Here is a 20,707-nt window from a genome sequence, read left to right as displayed (position 1 = left end):
CATCATGGCCACGTGCCCCGTTTCCGGAAAGTCGAACGCGCTGGCCTCGCTGATGAGCGACAATCCGCGCTATGCTGAGATGTTCGACGTCAACAGCCAGAGCGCCAACGCGGGTGTCGACGGCAATCGCGACTATACCGCCGACATGAACGCGCTGCGCGACCGCGGCGCCGTCCAGAAGGGATCGCTGCGCAGCCTGCTGGGCGTCCCCGAATTGCCCATGGCGATGGGACCGGAGCGCGAGGAGATGACCTTTTTCTCCTATCGCGCCTGCGAGATCGGTTTTCGCGAGAACCTGGTGTTCTCCTCCGAGGGCTACAACGAAAGCCCCGGCGTGCGCACGATCGGGCCGACGATCCTGTCGATGGTCGGCAAGCCGCACAAGCGGCTGCGCAGCGCCGCGCAGCCCTTGTTCAAGCGGCCCAAGGTGATCGACTGGTGGAACAAGCGCTGGATCGAGGAAACGGTCGACGCGCTGCTCGACCGGCTGCTCGACCGGGAGACCGCCGACCTCAACTTCGAGCTTTGCGCGCGCCTGCCGATGGCGACCGTGACGCGCGCGATCGGGCTCGAGGGCGAGGACGTGATCGAGTTCCGCTACCAGCTCGAGCGCGCGACCTTCGGCGCGGCCAAGCTGCCGCCCGAGGAATCGGCCGCCTCGCGCCAGTGGGTCGACCAGACGCTGCGCGCCCTGATTGCCGAGAACACGCGCGATCCGGGGGACAACCTCATCACCGGCTTGCTCAATGCCGAGATCGTCGACGAGGAAGACGGGATCAAGCGCAAGCTCTCCGAGGACGAGATCTTCGGGTACTGCAAGCTCGCGATCTTCGCGGGCGGGGGCACGACCTGGCGCCAGCTCGGCATCACCATCGACGCACTGATGAACCACTACCATTTCTGGGACGCCTGCCGGGAGGACCGCTCGCTCGTCGAGGCGGCGGTGGAGGAATCGCTGCGCTGGCGCTGCACCGATCCGATGATGCCGCGCCTGTGCACCGAGGATACCGAGGTCGAGGGCGTGATGGTCCCCGCCGGCACGCGCGTCTATTTGTGCTTCGGTGCGGCGAACCACGATCCGGAGATCTACGAGCGGCCCACCGAATACGACATCCTGCGCGGCAAGGTCCCTGCCAACATGGGCTTCGGTTTCGGGCCGCACCGCTGCCTCGGCATCGAAGTCGCGCGCCAGGAGATGATCGTCGCCATCAACGGCCTGCTCGATCGCTTCCCGGCGATGACACGAGACCCGGCCAGGCCCAGGCCCGAGTATCGCGGGCTGGAACATCGGGGCATGACCGCGGTGCCGGTGAAGCTGAAATGAGCGGCATGCAGCGGCAGGTGGTCCTCAGGGCTTACGCCAAGGGCAACCCCAGGGCCACGGACTTCGCCATCGAGGGCGCGCCGGTTCCCGAGCCGGGCGAGCGCGAGATCCTGCTGCGCACGATCTACATCGCGCTCGATCCGCTGATCCGCTTCTCGCTCGACGAGACGTTGATCTCGGGCGCGAGCCGGATGGTGCCGGGCGAGGTCATGGTCGGGCCGACGGTTTCGCAGGTCGCGGCCTCGAACCACCCGGACTATGCGGTGGGCGACTACGTCGAGGGGCGCTCGGGCTGGCGCGAGTACAACGTCGTGGCGCCCGACCGGAGCGACTATCGCGGCCCGCCGCGCAAGCTCGACCCCGCGCTCGCGCCGGTCTCCACCGCGCTCGGCGCGCTCGGCGGGCCGGGGCAGACCGCCTACGAAGGCGTGGTGAACGTCGGCCGGCTGCAGGCGGGCGAGACGATCGTGATATCCGCCGCGGCAGGCGCGGTGGGCTCGATCGCGGGCCAGATCGCCAAGGCGCTCGGCGCGCGCGCGGTCGGCATCGCGGGCGGGGCGGACAAGTGCCGCGCCCTGCGCGATCTCGGCTTCGACGCTACGGTCGACTACAAGGCGCCCGACTTCGCCGACCAGCTCAAGGCGGCGCTGCCCGAGGGCGCGGACGTCTATTTCGAGAACGTCGGCGGCGACGTCACGCTCGCGGTCCTGCCGTTGCTCAATCGCGGCGCGCGCATGCCGATGTGCGGTTTCATCGCCTACTACGGCGTCGGCATGGAGGGGCCGGGCCCCGACCACCTGCCCGGCTTCTACCGCATGATCATGAACAAGGGACTCGAGATCAAGGGTTTCGCCGGGATCTTCGCCGGACAGAAGGGCCTCGACGCCATCGCCGGCTGGATGAATGAAGGCAAGGTCCGCTTTCCCGAATCGATCGTCGAGGGCCTGGAAGCCGCGCCGGAAGCGTTTTCCAGCGTGTTTTCGGGGCACGAGCACATCGGCAAGCTGCTGGTGCGGGTCGCGCCGGAGACTTGCTAAGCACTCGCAAGCGCGACACGGTGGATCGTATGGCAAGCACCGACCTTCCGCCGCCGCCGCGCTGCACCGCCAATCCGGCCCCGATCCGGCCCGCCGATTCGATCCGCCGCACGACCAGCATCGACGTGTCCTGGCCCGACGGACCCGAAGCCGAGCGCAAGATGGTGGGCCGCGCCCGCGACGTGCTCACACCGGCGCAGGGCGGGGCGCCGCACGTCCTCGCGCAAGGCGAGTTCCGTCTGCGGATGAAGGAAGACAAGACGATCACCGCGATCGCGGCCGATCCCGATCCGGGCGGCGTCGCGACCCTCGTCGGCGAGCGCGGCGGCGGCCACTTGCGGATGATCCTCGCCGAACGGGTCCCGAGCCTGATCGAGACCGGCGCGCCGCTTTACCTCGTGCTCGACGACATTTCGGGCACCGCGCTCGTCTCCGCCTTCGCCTGGTCGCAGTGGTATCCCGACTGGGCCGCCAAGTTTCGCGAGCGGATGGGCGAGGGCGAGATGGCGAAGATGATGGAGCAGCGGGTCAACGTCTGCTGGGGCTTGCAGGAGGGCAACAGCGGCGTTCGCCCCGAGGGGCCGCCCGACAACGTCGCCGACGCCGACGCGGGCGAACTTCGCAATCCCGCCGATCCCGAAGGCTGGCACCACTTTCACGAAGAGGAAGGCCCCGGCTTCCGCCGCGCGCGCCGGATCGATGTCACCCGTGACGAGGCGGCGGGCGTGCTGCGCATCGACTCCGCCTTCCAGGACAGCGCCAAGCAGCGAAGCGGCGGGCGTGTCGCGATCCACGAATACCTGTTGCGCGCCACCGTCGACATGACGACGCGTGAAATCCTCGCGCTCGAACCCGAAGCGCGGATTTTGCCGTTCTCCGAATGCCCGGGCGCGGTGCACAACGTTTCGCGCCTGCTCGGCCGTCGCATCGACGAGATCCGCGACGACGTGCTCGCGCAGCTTCGCGGCCCCGAGGGCTGCACGCACCTCAACGATGCGCTGCGCGCGCTGGCCGAAGTGCCGCGCCTCGCCAGCGACTTGCGCGAACCGGCCTAGAATCCGGTCTGGCCCTGGGAGAGGCATGTGGAGAAACCTTCGGTACTCATCGTCGGCGCGGGCGCGCTCGGCATCGTCACGGGATATCATCTTCATCTGGCGGGGGCCGAGATCGCGTTCCTGGTTCGGCCGAACCGGACCGAGGCGCTGAGCGAGCCGCAGCGGCTCTACTGCTACGACGACCACGAACTGAAGACGTTCGGCGCCTACAAGGTATTCACCTCGGTTACCGACGCCATGGCGCGCGAGCACGATTTCGTCATCGTGACCATGGACGGCGCGACATGTCGCGGCGCGGAAGCCACCGCGCTGCTGCGCGAGATCGGGCAGGCCATGCAGGGCCGGCGGAGCGTCGCGGTGATCAGCGGTATGGGCGTGCGCGACTATTGCCGCGACGTCATGCAGCTACCCGAAGCGCGTATCGTCACCGGCACGATGGGCCTGCTCAGCTATCAGACCGACCGGGTCACATTGCCGCCCAACCCGCCCACCGATCAGGCGAAGCTCGCCAGCGCCTCGATCGCATACAACCACATGGGCAAGAATCCGGGGTTCCTGATCGTTGCCAAGCCCGCGGCAGCGGCCAAGGCCTTCGCGGCGCTCTACGATCGCTCGGGCGTCTCCCGCTGCGCCGTGATCGGTCCCCGGCTGTTCGACATGTTCTCCGCCTCCGCATTCGTGACCATGGCGATCTTCGATCTCGCCGGCTGGCCGGATGCGGGGGAACTCGCCAGAAACACGGCGCTGATGGACCTCGCCAGCCGCGCCACGAAGGAAATCATGCGGCTGCCCGAACACGGCGTGCCGGGTAAGATCGCCGGCCTGCTTGTTTCGCCCCGGCAACTGGCGAAGACCAACCGCAAGATGGAGCGCGACTGCCTGCCGGTCGACTATTCGGCGTTCAACCGGTTCCACCACGGCGGCAAGGTGCGCGATCAGGATATCGGCGTGCTGCGTTCCTGTCTGCAGGCGGGCCGTGCGCACGGCAGGTCCATGCCGGCGCTGACCGAACTGGTGGAGCGCTACGAACGCCACATCGCCGAAGCGGCGGGCTAGCGGTCGGTTCGCGCGTTCGCCGCGATCGCCTCGAGGAGGCTTTCGGCGAGCCGGTCGGGGTCGAAGCGGCTCGAGGTGGCGAGGGCGCCCTGCGAAAGCTGCGCGAACCGCTGCGGGTCGGCGAGCAAGTCGCCGATCGCCTCGCCGAGCGCGGTGAAGTCACCGAAGGGCGCGAGGCGTCCCGAAACACCGTCCTCGACGATCTCGGGAATGCCGCCCGTCGCGAACGCGACCACCGGGCTGCCCGACAGGATCGCCTGAACCGCCACGCCGGGAAAGTTCTCCGGCCAGAGCGAGGGCAGGACGAGGATGTCGATGGCATCGTAGACCTCTGCCATTCGCTCCGGATCGACGAACCCGCGCAGGTCACACCAGGGTCGCGTTCGCGCGAAGGCGCGCAACTCGTCTTCGAGCGCGCCGGTCCCCGCGACCAGGAAGGTGACGGGATGCTCCTGCGCGATGTGGTCGATCACCGGCAGCAGCCCGGCGATGCCCTTTTCGTGGTCGAGCCTGCCGACGTAGCCGATCGTCACCGGCTCCGAACCGCTACGCCGCGGCCGCGGCACGATGGGATAGCGGTTCGGATTGGGGATGTGCGCGGTCTTCAGCCGAGGCAGTCCGATCGCGCCGTGGACGCGCTCGACAATCTGGCGCGAGGGGCCGATCAGCATCGCCCGGTCCATGCGGGACAGCGCCTCGCGGCTCCGGGCCGTCACGAACCGGCACGGCAGGCATGGCTCCACGCACAGCTTTCCGGCGCGAACCATGCATTTGTTGAGGCAGACCAGCGCGAAATCGTGAAGAAAGAACACGGTCGGCAGATCGAGGTCGGCCAGCGCGTCCATCAGATCGTAGCCGATCCCGCGCATCGAATGGACGATCACGGTGTCGATCCCGGCGTCCTCGACCGCGGCCCGCAACTGCTTGCGATCGATCCGGACCGCGAATTCCATCGCATAATAGACCGCCTTGGCGCCAAGGCCGCCCTGGTCGATCGGTGCCATCGGACGCCAGCTTTCCAGCCGCCATTCCTCCGGCCCGTCCCGCGACAGCCGGGTCCGCGCCGAAACCGGCCCTATCGCGCTTCGCAGGCGTACCACCGTGTGCCCCGCCGCCGTGAGGATGCCATGGACATTGTGCGCGGAAATCTCCGCGCCGCCCACCAGATCGGGGTAGAGATAGCTGCCGATCTGTAGAATCCTCATGGGGTTTTACAGCCCGTTAACCTTGATTTCCGACAGTGGCCGCGGGTTTTCACCGGCCGCCGATCATGGATAGTGAGCATAGCAGTGCCGTGAAAGTCATAGCGTTCTCACTTCTCTTCTCCATCGCGCAGCTCGCGTTCCTGCTGGTTCTGGCGCGCGCGCTCGGCAATGCGGGCTATGCGGCATTCTCGGTCAACATGGCAATCGCCGTGACGGTGAGCGCGCTGTCTTCCGAGTGGCTGCGCCTCGTCATGGCGCGTTATTCGGGTGTTCGCGGGCTGCGGCTGAGGGCAAGCCTGCTGCGCACTTCGCTCGTCTGGGTTCTGGGCCTCGCAAGCCTGCCGATCGCGCTTGGCCTGATCCTTGCCGCGACCGCGCCGGCGGCGCTGGTCTCGCCGCTCGACATCCTGGCCATCGCGATGCTCGCCGGGGGCGCGACCCTCGCTGAATGCACGGCGACCTATCTGCGCTTCAACGCTCGTACGGACACGTTCCTGCGGTTCTCCGGCTCGCGCATCGCGGCGAGCGGGCTCGCCATGGTTGCCGCCGCGCTGGCCGACCGCAGCGCCTCGAGCGCCGGGATCGCCTTCGCCGTCGCATCGGCCGGCGTCAGCGCGATCTGGATCGTGAGATACTGGGTGCCAGAAAAAGGGCGCGTCGATCACCGCCGGCTGCTGCGCTTCGTGAGCATCGGCTTCGGGCTCGCCTCCAGCTCGATATTCACGAGCTTTCTGCTCACCGCGACCCGCCTTGGCCTGCGGAACAGTCTGGGCGCGACGCAATCGGCCGCGACGCTGCTGGCGATCGATCTCGCCTCGCGCGGGCAGAGCGTGCTCGGAAACGCCTTCACCACGTGGTCGGCGAAGTCGATCTACGACGCGGCGCATGCCCGCCGGAGCAACCGTGCCGACCCGGCGATGTGGCGCGCGACGATCGTCTTCATGGCGCTGTGGTCGTGCCTCGGGGTCGGCGGCACGCTCGTGGCCATGCTGGCTCCGCTGCTGGTGCTCGGCCGCGACGCCTACGGCGGCACCGGCTGGGTGGTCGCCCTCAATCTCGCCGGGCTCGTGGTCCTGATGGCGCGGATCTACAGCATCGACCTGCTGCTTTCGGCCTTCGCGAGGTTCCGGACGATCGCGCTCGCCTCGCTGCCGCTCGCGCTCGCCATTCCCGCCTTCTGGGTGTTCCCCGGCGCGGCCGCGTGGGTCCTGCCAAGCGGCGTCGCGGCATCGATCCTCGTGATCCTCGCGGCGACCTGGCGCGAGCGGCTGGTACGCCGCGGCCTGCTTCTCATCATCGCCAGCGCGGCCACCGTCGGCGGCCTGTACCAGGCGGCGGCGATGCTGATCGAGGCGATTGCGCCCGCCGCCGCGTGGTTCGCGCTCGCGGCGCTCGCGGCGCACCTCGTCTATGTCGCCGCCACGAGCCTGAGCGCGCGCAAGCAGCTTCGCGGATAGGCGCTCGACCGTAGTCAGGCCATGGCGGCCACGGCCTTGCGGAACCGGGCCAGGGCGATCGCGAAGAACACCGCGCCGATCACGGCGACGGCGGCGAAGTTCGGCCAGACGACGCCGAAGCCCGCCCCGCGGAACAGGATCGCCTGTCCCAGCTCGACGAAGTGGGTCGTCGGCGCGAATTGCATGATGTCCTGAACCGCTTTGGGCATGCTCTCGCGCGGAGTGGTTCCCCCCGAGAGCATCTGCAGCGGCAAGAGCACCAGCACCGTCAGCATGCCGAACTGCGGCATGTTGCGCGCGATGGTGGCCATGAAGATGCCGAGCGAGGTCGTGGCGAACAGCACCAGCGCCGCGCCGGCGAAGAAGAGCGGAAGAGAGCCCGCAACCGGAACCGAGAGCAGCCCGCGCACGACGACGTTGAGCGAGACGAAAGCCGCCACCAGCACGACGAGGCCCATCGACCAGACTTTGCTGACCATGATCTCCAGCGGCGTTACCGGCATGACCAGCAAGTGTTCGATCGTGCCGTGTTCGCGCTCGCGGATCAGCGCCGCGCCCGTGAGGATGATCGAGAGCATGGTGATCTGGTTGATGATCTGCGAGAGACCGCCGAACCATGTCTTGTTCAGCGCGGGGTTGAACCGGGCGCGCAGTTCCAGTTCCACGGGGGATGTGGCCTGCGCCCGGTAATGGGAGAGGAACTGGTTCACTTCCCCCATCGCGATCTGCTGGATGTAGCCGCTGCCGGAAAAGGCCTGCGTCATGCGCGTGGCATCGGTATTGAGCTGTATCTCCGCCGGGCGCCCCGCCAGCACGTCGCGCTGGAAACCCACGGGGATGTGCAGCACGAAGGTATAGGTTCCCGCATCAAGGCCCGGGTCGATCTGCGACGGGGCGATGAGCTCAGGCGTCTGGAACTGCGGCGGATAGAAGGCGGATACGATCTGGCGCGAGAGCGGAGAATTGTCCTCGTCGACCACGGCAATCGCCGCGCGGTTCATCGTTTCGGGCATCGAGGCGGCGGACGAATAGACCGCGAACGTGAAGGTGAAGACGATCAGCACGAGCATGATGGGATCGCGCAGAAGGCTCCAAAGCTCCTTGATGCCCAGGCGATAGATGTTCGAGATCTTCTGCCGCACCCCTAGCGCTCCTGCTTGCGGAGAAACGCGATCGCCAGTCCGACGATGACGGGCGCGGTCACGATCAGCGGCCAGAAGGAACCCATCAGATCGGAAAAGCCCAGCGCCTTGCTGAACACGCCGCGGCTGATCGTGAACATGTGGCTCGCGGGGTAGATGCTGCCGATGGTGCGAGCGGACCCCTCGAGCGACGAGACAGGATCGATCATCCCGCCATAAGTCACGGCAGGGATCATCGTGCCGACCATGGCGAGGAACAGCGCGGCGATCTGGCTCTTGGTGATCGCCGAGGCGAGCAGGCCCATGCCGGTCGAGATCACCGAGAAGATGAGCACCGCGGCCGTCAGCGCCAGAACGTTGCCCGTCGGTGGAACATCGAACAGGAACACCGACATCAGCAGCATCACCACGAAATTGACCAGGGCAAGCGCCACATAGGGAAGCTGCTTGCCCAGCAGAAATTCGGAACGGGTCACGGGCGTCACGTAGAGGTTGATGATCGAACCTTTCTCCTTCTCCCGCACCACCGCGAGCGCGGTCAGCATCGCCGGCAGCATCAGCAGCAGCAAGGGGATCACGGTGGGCACCATCGCGGGCAGGCTCTCCACTTCGGGATTGTAGCGGAACCGGTTCTCGACCGAGACGTTGCTGCTCGCCGCGGGACTGCCCGCCATGCGCATCTGGTCCATCAGCCAGTGCTGGTGCATGCCCTGGATGTAGCCCTGCACGGTTTCGGCCCGCTGCGGCATGGCGCCGTCGAACCACGCGCCGATCGAGACCGGTCGGCCGCGCATCAGGTCCCGGCCGAAGCCGGGCGGGATCTCGATGGCCAGCGCCAGTTCGCCGCTGCGCATGCGCCGGTCGAGATCGTCGTAGTCGGTGATCGGCCGCTGCTCGACGAAGTAGCGCGATCCGGCGATATCGAGCTTGTAGCGCTCGCTCACCGTGCTTTGGTCGCGATCGAGCACGGCATAGCGCAGGGCGTTGACGTCCAGGCTGATGCCATAGCCAATCACCAGCAGCAGGATCACCGATCCGGCCAGCGCCAGCGTGCCGCGCACCGGATCGCGCTGCAGCTCGAGCGCTTCGCGCCAGACGTAGCTCAGCATGCGCTGCAGGCTGAACCGGGTGGAGACCTTTGCCGGTTCGCGGGACGGCGCCTGTTCGAGCGGCAGCTGACCTTTCCGATCCTGATCCTCGCAGCTCGCCTCATCTGGGGTGCGGCCGCTTTTCTCGGCGTCGACAAGATAGCCGATGAAGGCCTCTTCGAGCGTCTTCGCACCGCGCTTTTCGACGAGCCTTGCGGGCGCGTCGCTGTCGAGCACTTGGCCCGCGTGCATCATCGACATGCGGTCGCAGCGCTCGGCCTCGTTCATGAAATGGGTCGAGATGAAGATCGTCACCTTGTCGCGGCGCGAGAGTTCGACGAGCAGCCGCCAGAACGAATCGCGCGCCACCGGATCGACGCCCGAGGTCGGCTCGTCGAGGATCAGCAGTTCGGGCTTGTGCACCATGGCGACCGCCAGCGACAGGCGCTGGCGCATGCCGAGCGGGATGCGTTCGGGCAGCTCGTCGAGCACCGGGCCCAGCGCGAAGCGTTCGACCATCTCGCTCACGCGCCCGGGTATCGCGTCATCGGGGACGTGGAACAGCCGCGCGTGAAGCTCAAGGTTCTGCCGCACGGTCAATTCGCCGTAGAGCGAGAAGGCCTGGCTCATGTAGCCGACTCGCCGCCGCGTCGAGATGTCACGCGGGTCGACCGGATTGCCGAACAGCCAGGCTTCGCCCTCGCTTGCCGGCAGCAGCCCGGTGAGCATCTTCATCGTCGTCGTCTTGCCGCAGCCGTTCGAGCCGAGGAAGCCGAAGATCTCGCCGCGCCGAATCCGGAAGCTGACATGATCGACCGCGACGAAATCGCCGAAGCGCATGGTGAGATCCTTCGCCTCGATGGCGATGTCGTCCTGGCCGGCCTCGAGCGGCGGGATGACCACCGGCGCGTGGCCGCGCTTGCGCTCCTCGGGCAGGAGTTCGGCGAAAGCGGCTTCGAGCGAGGCGCTGCCGGTGCGGGCGAGCAGTTCGGCCGGAGTCCCGGTGGCGAGCACGGCGCCGTCGTCCATCGCCACCAGCCAGTCGAAGCGCTGGGCCTCGTCCATGTAGGCGGTCGCGACGATCACGCTCATCTCCGGCCGCTGTTCGCGGATGCTCCCGATCAGGTCCCAGAACTGCGCGCGCGCCAGCGGATCGACGCCGGTGGTCGGCTCGTCGAGGATCAGCAGGTCGGGATCGTGGACCAGCGCGCAGCACAGGCCGAGCTTCTGCTTCATGCCGCCCGAAAGCTTGCCCGCCGGGCGCGACAGGAAGCGGTGGAGCCCGGTCGAGAGGGTCAGAGTGTCGATGCGCCGTCGCCGTTCGGCGGCGTCGTGGCCGAACAGCCGCGCGAAGAACTGCAGGTTTTCCTCGACCGACAGCGTCGGATAGAGGTTCTTGCCCAGCCCTTGCGGCATATAGGCGATGCGCGGGCACACCGCCTCGCGATGGCGACGCGCGCGCATGTCGCCGCCCAGCACCGTCACTTCGCCGTCCTGCATCGCGCGTGCGCCGGACAGCAGCGCCAGGAGGCTCGACTTGCCGACGCCGTCCGGTCCGATCAGACCGATCATCCGGCCTTGCTGCACGGTCAGTTCGAGATCGCGCAGCGCCGTCTTCTTGCCGTAGTGCAACGAAACCCCGGCAATGCGGACGACCGGCCCCGGATCTCCGGGCGGCTGCGCGGATGCCATCGCCTCAGTCCTTCACCACCGGCGAGAGGTCCTCGGGCCAGGCCGCATCGGGATCGATGCGCAGGTAGGCCATGCCCGGCAGGCCGGTCTTGACGATCGAGATGTGGCGCTCGAGCAGCGCGGGGTCGATCCGCGCGCGCACACGGAACATCAGCTTCTGCCGCTCGCTTTCGGTCTCGACCGTCTTCGGCGTGAACTGGGCGACGTCGGCCACGAAGCTGACCTTGGCCGGTATCACTCGGCCCGGCAGGGCGTCGAGCACGAGACGCGCCTCGCTGCCGATGCGCACGCGTCCGGCCACGGTCTCGGGCAGGAAGAAGGTCATGTAGACGTCGGTGAGGTCGACGAGGTTCATTACCCGGCCGCCGGCCGCGACCACTTCGCCCGGCTGGGCGATGCGGTACTGGATGCGGCCGCCGCGCGGGGCGCGCAGGGCCGCGTCGGCGATGTCCACCTTGATCCGCGCGATCGTCGCGCGCGCGGCATCGGCGTTGGACCGCGCCCCGATCACCTGGCTGCGCGCCGCGGCGATGCCGGCGTTGGCGGAGGCATGTTGCGCGCGCGCCGCCTCGAGCGCGGCCTGCGCGCCTTCGACCGAGGCCTCGTTGTCGTCGCGCTCCTGCACCGCGGTCGCGCCTTCCTTCGCGAGTGTCGCCGACCGGCGGAAACGCTTGCGCGCGGCGCTCAGCTCGGCTTCGCGCTGGCGCACGACGGCTTGCGCGGCGGACTGTTCGCTCTGCCGCTGGCTGACCTGGGCCTCGGCGATCTCGATCGCGTTGGTCGCTTGCGCGAGCTGCGCCTCGGCCTCGGCGAGCTGTGCGCGAAGCGTGTCGGTGTCCATGTGCGCCACGACATCGCCCGCTTTGACGAGCTGGCCTTCCTCGGCGACGATGTCCTTGATGCGCCCGGGCGTCTTGGCCGAGATGTCGATCTCGGTCGCCTCGATGCGGCCGTTGCCGCTGACGATCCCGTCGGGCAGGCCGTCGGGCCTGAGCAACGACCACAAGGCGAGCGCGAGCACCACGATCGCCGCGAGGATCGCGCCCCTGACGAGCCAAGTCCTGCTGTCCGCCTGCGTCATTGCGTCTGTTCCTCGTCGTTTCCGGTTGCGGCGGTATCGAACGCCGGGGTCCCGGCAAAGCCGCCGCCGAGCGCGGCATAGAGCGCGACGATGCTGGCCAGCTCGGCGCGGCGGAGCTGGACCAGCGACTGTTCGGCCTCGAACAGGTCGCGCTGGGCGTCGAGCACTTCGAGATAGGCGGAGCGCCCGTTGTCGAAGCGGAGCTGGGCGAGCCGTGCGCGCTCGCGCTGCGCGTCCAGCAAGTCCTTCGTGGTGTCGATCTGGAGCTGGAGCTGGCGGCGGCGCACGAGTGCGTCGGAGACGTCGCGAAACGCGGTCTGGATCGTCTGCTCGTACTCGGCGACCGCGATCTCGCGCCGCGCCTTCACGACATCGAGATTGCCCTTCAGCCTGCCGGCGTTGAACAGCGGCATGCTGATGGTCGGGGAAAAGCTCCAGGCCTCGCTGCCATCGGCGAACAGCCCGTCGAGCGCGTCGCTCATCGTGCCGTAGGCGCCGGTCAGGCTGATGTTGGGCAGGAACGCCGCGCGCGCCGCGCCGATGTTGGCATTGGCGGCGCGGAGCCGGTTTTCGGCCGCGACCACGTCCGGCCGGTTGACCAGCAGTTGCGAAGGCAGACCGACGGGAAGCGGTATGCCCTCGGGCGCGTCGCGCAGCGTGAGCGTGCCGGGCGCGATGGTCACCGGATGGCCGACCAGCAGGGCGAGCGCGTTGCGGTTGACCGCCCGATCCTGCTCGAGCGCCTGCAGTGTCGTGCGCGCCTGCGCCAGCAGGATCTGCGCCTGCGCCATGTCGAGCCTGGAACCCGATCCGACTTCGTAGCGGCGCCGCATGATCCGCAGCGATTCCTCGCGCGTTTCTATCGAGCGGCGGGCCAGCGCCGCGCGCTCTTCGTATTCGCGCTCCAGCAGGTAGCCGTTGGCCACTTGCGCGACGAGGCTGGTCGCCACCGCGCGGCGCGCCTCCTCGGTCGCGAGGTATTGCCAGCGCGCGGCATCGCGCAGGTTGCGCAGCCTGCCCCAGAAGTCGATTTCCCAACTGGCGTTCAACTGCGCGCTGATCTGCCTGACCTCGACCGGTGTCGCGCCCGTGGTCGGCAGGTTGAACAACGAGCGCCCGCGCGTGCCGGTCGCGACCGCGTCGAGTTGCGGATAGAGCGGCGCGCCCTCGATCCGCCACGCGCCGCGCGCTTCGTCCACGCGCGCGCTGGCGATGCGGATGTCGCGGTTGTTGGCCAGCGCCTCCGCGATCAGCCGCTGCAGTTCGGGTTGGCGGAAGAAGTCCTGCCAGCCCAGGTCCGCGATCGAGGAAGCGCCGGCCGGCGCGGGCGCCGGATAGCTCTCGGGCACCGGCTGCGGCGGGCGGACGTAGTCCGGCGCGAAGGAACATGCCGAGACACCGAGCGCGAGCGCCACGGCGGCGATCCGGTCGCCGCGGCGGCTGGGCGAGTTCCGGTGTGCGGCCTTATCGCCGGCCATTCCGTCACTGCACACGTCCCACGCCTCGTCGCTCAAAAGTGGCTTCCCTTTCGCCGCTGTCCCGGCGGACGGGAGTCGGCCCGCTCCTAGGAACGCAGCGCCCTCATATCATATCCTTTGATACCAATCATTGACGAATTGCAGGTTTTTACACTCTGATACAATGCGCGCCCGGAGCCTGCTCGCCTCAGGACATCGCCGCGAGCGCGACGGCATCGACCCTGATCGTCTGGTCCCCGAGCTGGATCTGGCCCTCGATGAAGGCGAGAACCGGCGGGACGCGACCGAAGCGCCGTGAGCCGCAAGGGAGACCGCATGACCATCCGTATCCCTGTCTTGACGGCCATGATGCTTGCGGGCTGTGGTCCGGCGCCGGTGCCCGAACCCTCGTCGCCGCCCGCGCAGGCCGAGGCCCGGGCGCTGAAGGCGGCACCCGCCCGAGCGCGTGCATCCTCCGCGATCGGCGATTTCCTGATCCAGAATGTCTGCGTCGAGGCGGGGGCCGTGGTTCCGGGCGACCCCGCCTCGTGCCCCACCAGCCGCGACATTCGCGCCGGCGAGACCCCGCCCTACCGCCTGACCGATTCCGACGAGGCCCACGGCGGCAAGCGCTACCAGGCGGTCAGCAGCATACCCGACGCGGCCGGGCGCGTCCGCATAGCCAAGCAGATGGACGACGGCAGCGGCTTTCACGACGGCTTCGTCAAGACCCGCGACGGCTACGACCTCATCGAACACGAGGGCGCCTTCGTCTCGATCATCGCGACCTCCGATCAGCAATGCTGGGAACAGCGCTTCTCCGGCGCGGGCGAGGGCGACGGCTGGGTGCTGTTTCCCAACGCCTTCCCGCTGGCATCGGGCAGCCGCCGCCATGACATGACAGTGCGGCGCCTGGACGCTCCCGAAGGCTGCCCGGCCCGGGAGGCCGAAAGCCGCGTCGGCGGGCGGCGGATCGACGCGGTCTGGCACGCGGCCGCACCGTTCACCTTCGAAAGCGGCAAGACGCTCGAGGCGATCCGGTCCGAGCACATCGCCCATCACGACCTTTCGCGCACCAACAACGCGATCGAGACCTTCATCTTCACCCGCGAGTACGGCTGGTCGCGCTGGGAGGCCTGGATTCCGCGGAAGCGATGCCGGCAGGAGCGCGGCCAAAGCGATCCCGCCTGCCGATCCGGACGATCCCGCCAACATCCTCAAGGGACGCTGCGACCCGGCCGGCGGCAAGGCGCGGCGCGGCGGCCAGGTCTGGGTCCGGGTCGATTGCCGCGACACCACCTTCGTGAGCCCCGCCGACTGAAGCCCCGGCGGCGGCCGGCGCGCTCGCGGGCTTAACACCTTTGCGCCGACCGCCTAGGCATGGGCGCTTCAGGCGAAGGAAACACATGACGGGTGCGGAACGCAAACCCCGGCGGCGCATGGGTCCGGCCGGCTCGGAGAACTGGCACGCCATGCTCGACGGCGCGGAAGACGTGCTTCGCGAGGAAGGCCACGCGGCCCTGACGTCACGCAGGGTGGCGGAGCGCGTCGGCGTCAAGCAGCGGCTGATCTATTACTACTTCAGCACCATGGACGAGCTTGTCGTGGCGATGTTCCGCCGCTTGTCCGAGCGCGAGCTGGCGCGACTCGCGCAGGCGGCCGGGTCGGACCTTCCGATGCGGCATATCTGGGACATCTGCATCCATACCGCCGATGCGCGGCTTACCGCCGAATTCATGGCGCTCGCCGCACGGATCGACGGTCTGCGCAAGGAAGTGATCCGCTTCATCGAGGAATCGCGGCGCATCCAGATCGCGGCGATCGAGCGGGCGGCGGCGCGCAGCGGGGCCGCACAGGTCATGCCCGCCGATTGCCTGGCGCTGATCGCGACCAGCCTCTCGCTCACGCTGATCCGCGAAGAGCAGCTCGGCGTCGAAATCGGGCACCAGCCGGCGCGCGCGCTCGTCGAGGCGATCTTCGAGCGCTACGAGCCATCGTGAGGCGCGCGCGATTCGGGTTCAAGGAACCGCTTCGGCGGGACAGTGGAGAGAGGGAATGAGCGAATCAAACAAGCAGGTGGCGCTGGACTTCCTGGCGGCAATGGATGCAGGCGACGGTGCGGCGATGGACCGCTGCCTCACGCGCGATGCCGTGACCAACACGCGCGGCTTCGCTGGCGTTTCGGGCCGCAGGAGCCGTGAGATGATGGTGGCGACCGCCAGCGCCTTCAAGGCGATCGTTCCCACCGGCTTTCGTCCGACGATGCACAAGATCGTCGCGGAAGGCGATACCGTCGTGCTCGAGTTCGAGGCCGATGCGGTGCTCAGCAGCGGCGAGCCCTACTGCAACCAGTACGTCTTCATCTTCACCTTTCGCGACGGCAGGATCTGCCAGCTCAACGAGTATTTCTGCACGGTGCTGGCCGACAAGGTGATGCTGCCGCTGCTCGCGCAGGAGGGCGAAAGCTACGCAACCGGCGACGCCAACTGAGCATGCCGCGCGCCGATTCCGACGGGCGCGCTTGTTACGCCGGAAACAGCGAGGCTATCGCATGGAGCGCTACGGCTCCGCCGATAAGCGTGACCAGCGAGTGCAGCAGGCCCCACTTGCGCTTGGGCTTTTTCGGCTTCTTGGGACCGTCCGGACCGGGCGAGGGCCTGTAGCCCTTGAACTGGCCCTGATTGCGCGGAGGGCGCTTGAAGCGGACGACGTTTCCCATGTGCGGCCTTCTGTCATTGCGAACGGGGTTCCGACGCGTGCTTCGTCGATCGGACTTGCAGGCATCCTAACGCCGATTTCGCCGCTTTGCAGCCTTGACCGCCCGTTCTTTTGCGCGGGCGGCCGCGACGATCGCCGCAAAGGGCCGGCGCTCGCTCGATTGTGCGGCGCGGGGGATGCGCTGGCCGCGAATGGCTAGCCCTCCACGCCCGGCGCGCCGGCGTCGAGCTGGTGGGCGATCAGCACCGCCTGGGTGCGGTTGATCACGCCGAGGCGGCGGAAGATCGCGGTCATGTGCGCCTTCACCGTCGCTTCGGTGATGTCCATTTCGTGCGCGATCTGCTTGTTGAGCTTGCCCTCGGCGACGAGCGCGAGGATGCGCCGCTGCGCCGGAGTGAGCCGCGCGAGCCGCGCGACGGCGTCACCGCCCTCGTCCTCGGGCTCCTCCTCGGCGATCTCGGGGAACCACAAGTCGCCCGCGGCGACGGCGGCGAGCGCCTCGCGCATGACGTCGAGCGGCGCGCTCTTGGGAATGAAGCCCGAGGCGCCGATCTCGCGGGCGTTGCGCACGATCCGACGGTCCTCGCTGGCCGAGACGACCACGATCGGCATCGCCGGAAAATCCTGCCGGAACGCCATGAGCGTCTGCAACCCGGTGCTGTCCGCCATGTGGAGGTCGAGCGTCATCAGCTCGACTCCGCCCGCTTCGGCCGCGGCGCGCGCCTCAGCGCAATCGGCGGCTTCGACGATCTCGTGACCGGGCCAGACCTTCTCGACCGAGGCGCGCACGGCCGCGCGCAGAAGCGGATGGTCGTCGGCGATGACGATGCGGTGCGCCATGACGGTCGGGGACCTAGCGGTTGAGCCTCCCCTCGATCAAGCCGTCGACGAGCGAGGGATCGGCGAGGGTGGAAGTGTCTCCCAGCGCCCCGTAGTCGTTCTCGGCGATCTTGCGCAGGATGCGGCGCATGATCTTGCCCGAACGGGTCTTGGGCAGCCCCGGGGTGAAGTGCAGGTGATCGGGCGAGGCGATCGGGCCGATCTCGGTGCGCACCCACTGGCGCAGCTCCTTGGCGAGATCGTCGCTGGGCGCGATCCCGGCATTGAGCGTGACGTAGCAGTAGATGCCCTGGCCCTTGATGTCGTGCGGATATCCGACGACGGCGGCCTCGGCGACCTTCTCGTGCAGCACCAGCGCGCTCTCGATCTCGGCGGTGCCCATCCGGTGGCCCGAGACGTTGAGCACGTCGTCGACGCGGCCGGTGATCCAGTAGTAGCCGTCGGCGTCGCGGCGGCAGCCGTCGCCAGTGAAGTACTTGCCCTTGTAGCTGGCGAAGTAGGTCTGCACGAAGCGCTCGTGATCGCCGTAGACGGTGCGCGACTGGCCCGGCCAGCTCGCGGTGAGGCACAAGTTGCCCTCGGCCGCGCCGCCGGTGGTCTCGTCGGCGAGCACCTTGCCTTCATTGTCAACGAGCTGGGGGCACACGCCGAAGAACGGGCGGCCGGCGCTGCCCGGCTTCATGTCGTGCGCGCCGGGCAGGGTGGTGATCATGATGCCGCCGGTCTCGGTCTGCCACCAGGTGTCGACCACCGGAATCCGGCCCTTGCCGACGAGCCCCTGATACCAGCGCCACGCCTCCGGATTGATCGGCTCGCCGACCGAGCCGAGCATGCGCAGGCTCGAGAGATCGTGGCGGGTGACGTATTCGTCGCCCTCGCGCATCAGCGCGCGGATCGCGGTCGGCGCGGTGTAGAGGATGTTGACCTTGTGCTTGTCGACCACTTGCCAGAAGCGGTCGTGGTCGGGATAGTTGGGCACGCCCTCGAACATCAGCGCGGTCGCGCCGTTCATCAGCGGGCCGTAGACGATGTAGCTGTGCCCGGTGATCCAGCCGATGTCGGCGGTGCACCAGTAGATCTCGCCGGGGCGGTAGTCGAACACGTAGCGGAAGGTCGTCTCGGTCCACACGGCATAGCCGCCGGTGGTGTGCACGACGCCCTTGGGCTTGCCGGTCGATCCCGAGGTATAGAGGATGAACAGCGGGTCTTCCGCCTTCATCTCCTCGCAGGGGCATTCCTCGGCAAGGCCGGTGAAGTCGTGATACCAGCGGTCGCGGCCCTCGGTCATCGCGACATCACCGCCGGTGTGCTTGACGACGAGCACGCCCTTGACCGAGACCTTGGCGAGCGCGGCGTCGATATTGGCCTTGAGCGGGATGTGCTTCGAGCCGCGCAGGCCCTCGTCGGCGCAGATCACCCAGTCGGACCGGCAGTCCTCGATGCGGCCGGCGATGGCGTCGGGCGAGAAGCCGCCGAACACCACCGAGTGCACCGCGCCGATCCGCGCGCAGGCGAGCATCGCCACCGCGCCCTCGATCACCATCGGCATGTAGAGCGTGACGCGGTCGCCCTTGCTTACGCCCATCTGCTTGAGCGCGTTGGCCATGCGGATCACTTCGGCGCGCAGCTCGGCGTAAGTCAGCGTGCGGACCTCGCCCTGCGGATCGTCGGGCTCGAAGATCAGCGCGGGCTCGTCGCCGCGCCCGGCCGCGACGTGGCGGTCGACCGCGTTGTGGCAGATGTTGAGCGTGCCGTCTTCGAACCAGCGGATGTCCACGGGGTCGAACGACCAGGCCGCGACCTTGGTCGGAGCGGTCATCCAGTCGATCCGCTTCGCCTGTTCGGCCCAGAATCCGTCGCTGTCCTCGATCGAGGCCCGGTACATCTGCTGGTACTGCGCGAGCGTGCAAGCCGTGCCCTGGGTCGCCTGCGCGGGAACCGGGACGATGTCTGCCCTGGCGTCGATGGTGTCCTGCATGATCTCTCCCGGTGTGTGGACGCAAGATAAGCGCAACTTGGCTGCATTCCTAGCGCGAGCGGCACGAGCGGGTCATTGCGACCTAAGTCTTATAGACCATTTGCCGACTGGCGGCAGGCGGAGCACCCTGCAAGATCCCTCCTCCAAGCGAACCACGTCAGATGGGGGAGGAACGATCATGGACTATTGCCGGATGAGGGCCGGTCTGCGCAAGTCGCTTGCCGCGGGCCTGTTGAGCGCCAGCGCGCTGGCGCCGGTGGCGGCGCTGGCTCAGGAGACGCTCGAGCAGCGGCTCGACCGGCTCGAGGCGATGATCATGCAGATGCAGGCGCGCATGGACGCGGCGCAGGGCACGGCCGCCGCCGCCAGCCCCGCCGACGCGGCGATGGCGCGGGAAATGCGCGCCGCCGTCGCCGAGACCCGCGCGGTCGCCGCCGAGCAGGGCGAGATCAGGGAGCGCGTCGCCAGGATCGAGGCGGACGACAAGAAGGGCTTCCGCGTCGGCGCGACGCAGTTCACCATCGGCGGCTATGTCAAGATGGACGCGATCTCGCAGCGCACCAGCGGCGGCGAAGTGCCCGGCGATTCGATCAACCGCGACTTCCTCATCCCCAGCCTGATCCCGGTCGGCGGTTCCGCCTCGGGCTGGGACACGCATTTCCACGCGCGCCAGAGCCGCGTCATCCTCAAGGCCGAGACTCCGGTCGGCGGCAAGACCCTGGGCGGGCACCTCGAACTCGACTTCCTCGTCACCTCGGGCGGCGACCAGCGGGTCTCGAACAGCTATACCCCGCGCATGCGCCAGGCGTTCCTCACTTACGACGGCTGGACCTTCGGCCAGGCCTGGTCGACCTTCCAGAACGTCTCCGCGCTGCCCGACAGCGTCGACTTCGTGGGCACCATGCCGGGCACCGTGTTCGTGCGGCAGCCGATGATCCGCTATCAGGCGAAGAGCGGTCTGTCCTTCGCGGTCGAGCAGCCCGAAACGACGATCACCAATGCGAGCGGCGGCCGCATCCTGCCCGCCGACGACAAGCTGCCCGACATCATCGTGCGCTACGACGTGAAGGGCTTCGCGCTCGCCGGGATCGTGCGCCAGCTCCATGCCTCGGCCGCCGACCTCGGCGCCGCCTCGGGCGACAGCGCCTTCGGCTACGGCGTCAGCCTGAGCGGCAAGGTGCCGGTCGGCGACAAGGACGACGTGCGCTTCATGGGCACCGTCGGCCAGGGGCTCGGCCGCTACATGGGCGCCAACATCGTCAACGACGCGGCGATCGACCTCGACGGCGAGCTCGATCCGATCACCACCTACTCGGGCTTCGCCGCGTTCCGGCACGTGTGGAACGACAAGCTGCGTTCGAACGTCGCCGGCAGTTATTTCAAGGCTGACAATCCGGTGGCGCTGACCGGAGCCGGCGCGACCGACAGCGTGTGGAACGCGCTCGCCAACGTGATCTATTCGCCGGTGCCCAAGCTCGATCTCGGACTTGAATACATGTATGCCGAGCGCGAGAACGAGGGCGGCGCCAGCGGCAACCTGCAAAAGGTGCAGGTCACCGCGAAGTACAGCTTCTGAC

17 protein-coding genes are annotated in these 20,707 nt (G+C 68.1%); 9 read left to right on the top strand and 8 right to left on the bottom strand.

Annotated elements, in window-relative coordinates; all coding sequences use genetic code 11:
• Positions 1-4 precede the first annotated feature (4 nt).
• The 4 genes from B2G71_RS09465 to B2G71_RS09450 are packed head-to-tail and all read left to right on the top strand — an operon-like array spanning position 5 to position 4,472.
• On the top strand, positions 5-1,324 hold the full coding sequence (locus B2G71_RS09465) for a cytochrome P450 (protein WP_168176313.1): 1,320 nt from the start codon (positions 5-7) through the stop codon (positions 1,322-1,324).
• Positions 1,321-2,361: an NADP-dependent oxidoreductase gene (locus tag B2G71_RS09460; protein WP_098105507.1), complete on the top strand. Its 1,041-nt coding sequence runs from the start codon at positions 1,321-1,323 to the stop codon at positions 2,359-2,361. Before B2G71_RS09465 ends, B2G71_RS09460 begins: the two co-directional genes overlap by 4 nt.
• A 29-nt stretch (positions 2,362-2,390) precedes the next feature.
• Positions 2,391-3,416 (top strand): DUF2889 domain-containing protein, encoded by a 1,026-nt coding sequence (locus B2G71_RS09455; protein ID WP_098105506.1) that lies wholly within the window; start codon positions 2,391-2,393, stop codon positions 3,414-3,416.
• 27 nt (positions 3,417-3,443) lie between these two features.
• Positions 3,444-4,472, top strand: coding sequence for a 2-dehydropantoate 2-reductase N-terminal domain-containing protein (locus B2G71_RS09450; protein ID WP_098105505.1), 1,029 nt, complete (start codon positions 3,444-3,446; stop codon positions 4,470-4,472).
• On the opposite strand, the gene B2G71_RS09445 is transcribed toward B2G71_RS09450, so the two are convergent.
• Positions 4,469-5,677, bottom strand: coding sequence for a glycosyltransferase family 4 protein (locus B2G71_RS09445; protein ID WP_098105504.1), 1,209 nt, complete (start codon positions 5,675-5,677; stop codon positions 4,469-4,471). The genes B2G71_RS09450 and B2G71_RS09445 overlap by 4 nt on opposite strands.
• Positions 5,678-5,766: 89 nt before the next feature.
• Between B2G71_RS09445 and B2G71_RS09440 the strand changes: the two genes are divergently transcribed.
• Positions 5,767-7,134 (top strand): hypothetical protein, encoded by a 1,368-nt coding sequence (locus B2G71_RS09440; protein WP_141521538.1) that lies wholly within the window; start codon positions 5,767-5,769, stop codon positions 7,132-7,134.
• Between the two features lie 14 nt (positions 7,135-7,148).
• Here B2G71_RS09440 and B2G71_RS09435 read toward each other — a convergent pair whose 3' ends face one another.
• The 4 genes from B2G71_RS09435 to B2G71_RS09420 are packed head-to-tail and all read right to left on the bottom strand — an operon-like array spanning position 7,149 to position 13,651.
• Positions 7,149-8,276, bottom strand: a complete 1,128-nt coding sequence (locus B2G71_RS09435; RefSeq protein WP_098105502.1) for an ABC transporter permease — start codon at positions 8,274-8,276, stop codon at positions 7,149-7,151.
• Between the two features lie 2 nt (positions 8,277-8,278).
• Entirely contained in the window at positions 8,279-11,056 is a 2,778-nt protein-coding gene (rbbA, locus tag B2G71_RS09430) for a ribosome-associated ATPase/putative transporter RbbA (protein ID WP_098105501.1), read from the bottom strand.
• Between the two features lie 4 nt (positions 11,057-11,060).
• Entirely contained in the window at positions 11,061-12,137 is a 1,077-nt protein-coding gene (locus B2G71_RS09425; protein WP_098105500.1) for an HlyD family efflux transporter periplasmic adaptor subunit, read from the bottom strand.
• Positions 12,134-13,651, bottom strand: a complete 1,518-nt coding sequence (locus B2G71_RS09420; RefSeq protein ID WP_240530079.1) for an efflux transporter outer membrane subunit — start codon at positions 13,649-13,651, stop codon at positions 12,134-12,136. Before B2G71_RS09420 ends, B2G71_RS09425 begins: the two co-directional genes overlap by 4 nt.
• Positions 13,652-13,930: 279 nt before the next feature.
• Here B2G71_RS09420 and B2G71_RS09415 point away from each other — a divergent pair, with 279 nt between their 5' ends.
• Genes B2G71_RS09415 through B2G71_RS09405 form a run of 3 tightly spaced genes read left to right on the top strand, consistent with a single transcriptional unit; the run spans position 13,931 to position 16,084 of the window.
• The gene (locus B2G71_RS09415; protein WP_141521537.1) at positions 13,931-14,950 is read left to right on the top strand and encodes a hypothetical protein; all 1,020 of its coding nucleotides are present in this window, start codon (positions 13,931-13,933) and stop codon (positions 14,948-14,950) included.
• Between the two features lie 50 nt (positions 14,951-15,000).
• Entirely contained in the window at positions 15,001-15,594 is a 594-nt protein-coding gene (locus B2G71_RS09410; RefSeq protein ID WP_240530078.1) for a TetR/AcrR family transcriptional regulator, read from the top strand.
• Between the two features lie 55 nt (positions 15,595-15,649).
• On the top strand, positions 15,650-16,084 hold the full coding sequence (locus B2G71_RS09405) for a nuclear transport factor 2 family protein (RefSeq protein WP_098105496.1): 435 nt from the start codon (positions 15,650-15,652) through the stop codon (positions 16,082-16,084).
• Between the two features lie 34 nt (positions 16,085-16,118).
• On the opposite strand, the gene B2G71_RS09400 is transcribed toward B2G71_RS09405, so the two are convergent.
• The 3 genes from B2G71_RS09400 to acs all read right to left on the bottom strand — a co-directional run bounded on the left by B2G71_RS09400 (position 16,119) and on the right by acs (position 19,130).
• Positions 16,119-16,313 (bottom strand): hypothetical protein, encoded by a 195-nt coding sequence (locus B2G71_RS09400; protein ID WP_098105495.1) that lies wholly within the window; start codon positions 16,311-16,313, stop codon positions 16,119-16,121.
• Between the two features lie 194 nt (positions 16,314-16,507).
• On the bottom strand, positions 16,508-17,152 hold the full coding sequence (locus B2G71_RS09395) for a response regulator transcription factor (RefSeq protein ID WP_098105494.1): 645 nt from the start codon (positions 17,150-17,152) through the stop codon (positions 16,508-16,510).
• A gap of 13 nt (positions 17,153-17,165) precedes the next feature.
• On the bottom strand, positions 17,166-19,130 hold the full coding sequence (gene acs, locus B2G71_RS09390) for an acetate--CoA ligase (RefSeq protein WP_098105493.1): 1,965 nt from the start codon (positions 19,128-19,130) through the stop codon (positions 17,166-17,168).
• Positions 19,131-19,308: 178 nt separating this feature from the next.
• Here acs and B2G71_RS09385 point away from each other — a divergent pair, with 178 nt between their 5' ends.
• Positions 19,309-20,706, top strand: a complete 1,398-nt coding sequence (locus tag B2G71_RS09385; protein WP_240530077.1) for a DcaP family trimeric outer membrane transporter — start codon at positions 19,309-19,311, stop codon at positions 20,704-20,706.
• The last annotated feature ends 1 nt before the right edge of the window (position 20,707 follow it).

This window comes from Novosphingobium sp. PC22D (assembly GCF_002556635.1).
Lineage (GTDB): Bacteria > Pseudomonadota > Alphaproteobacteria > Sphingomonadales > Sphingomonadaceae > Novosphingobium.
The sequence above is the reverse complement of the archived record's forward strand: the minus strand, read 5'-3'. Positions and strand labels throughout refer to the sequence as shown.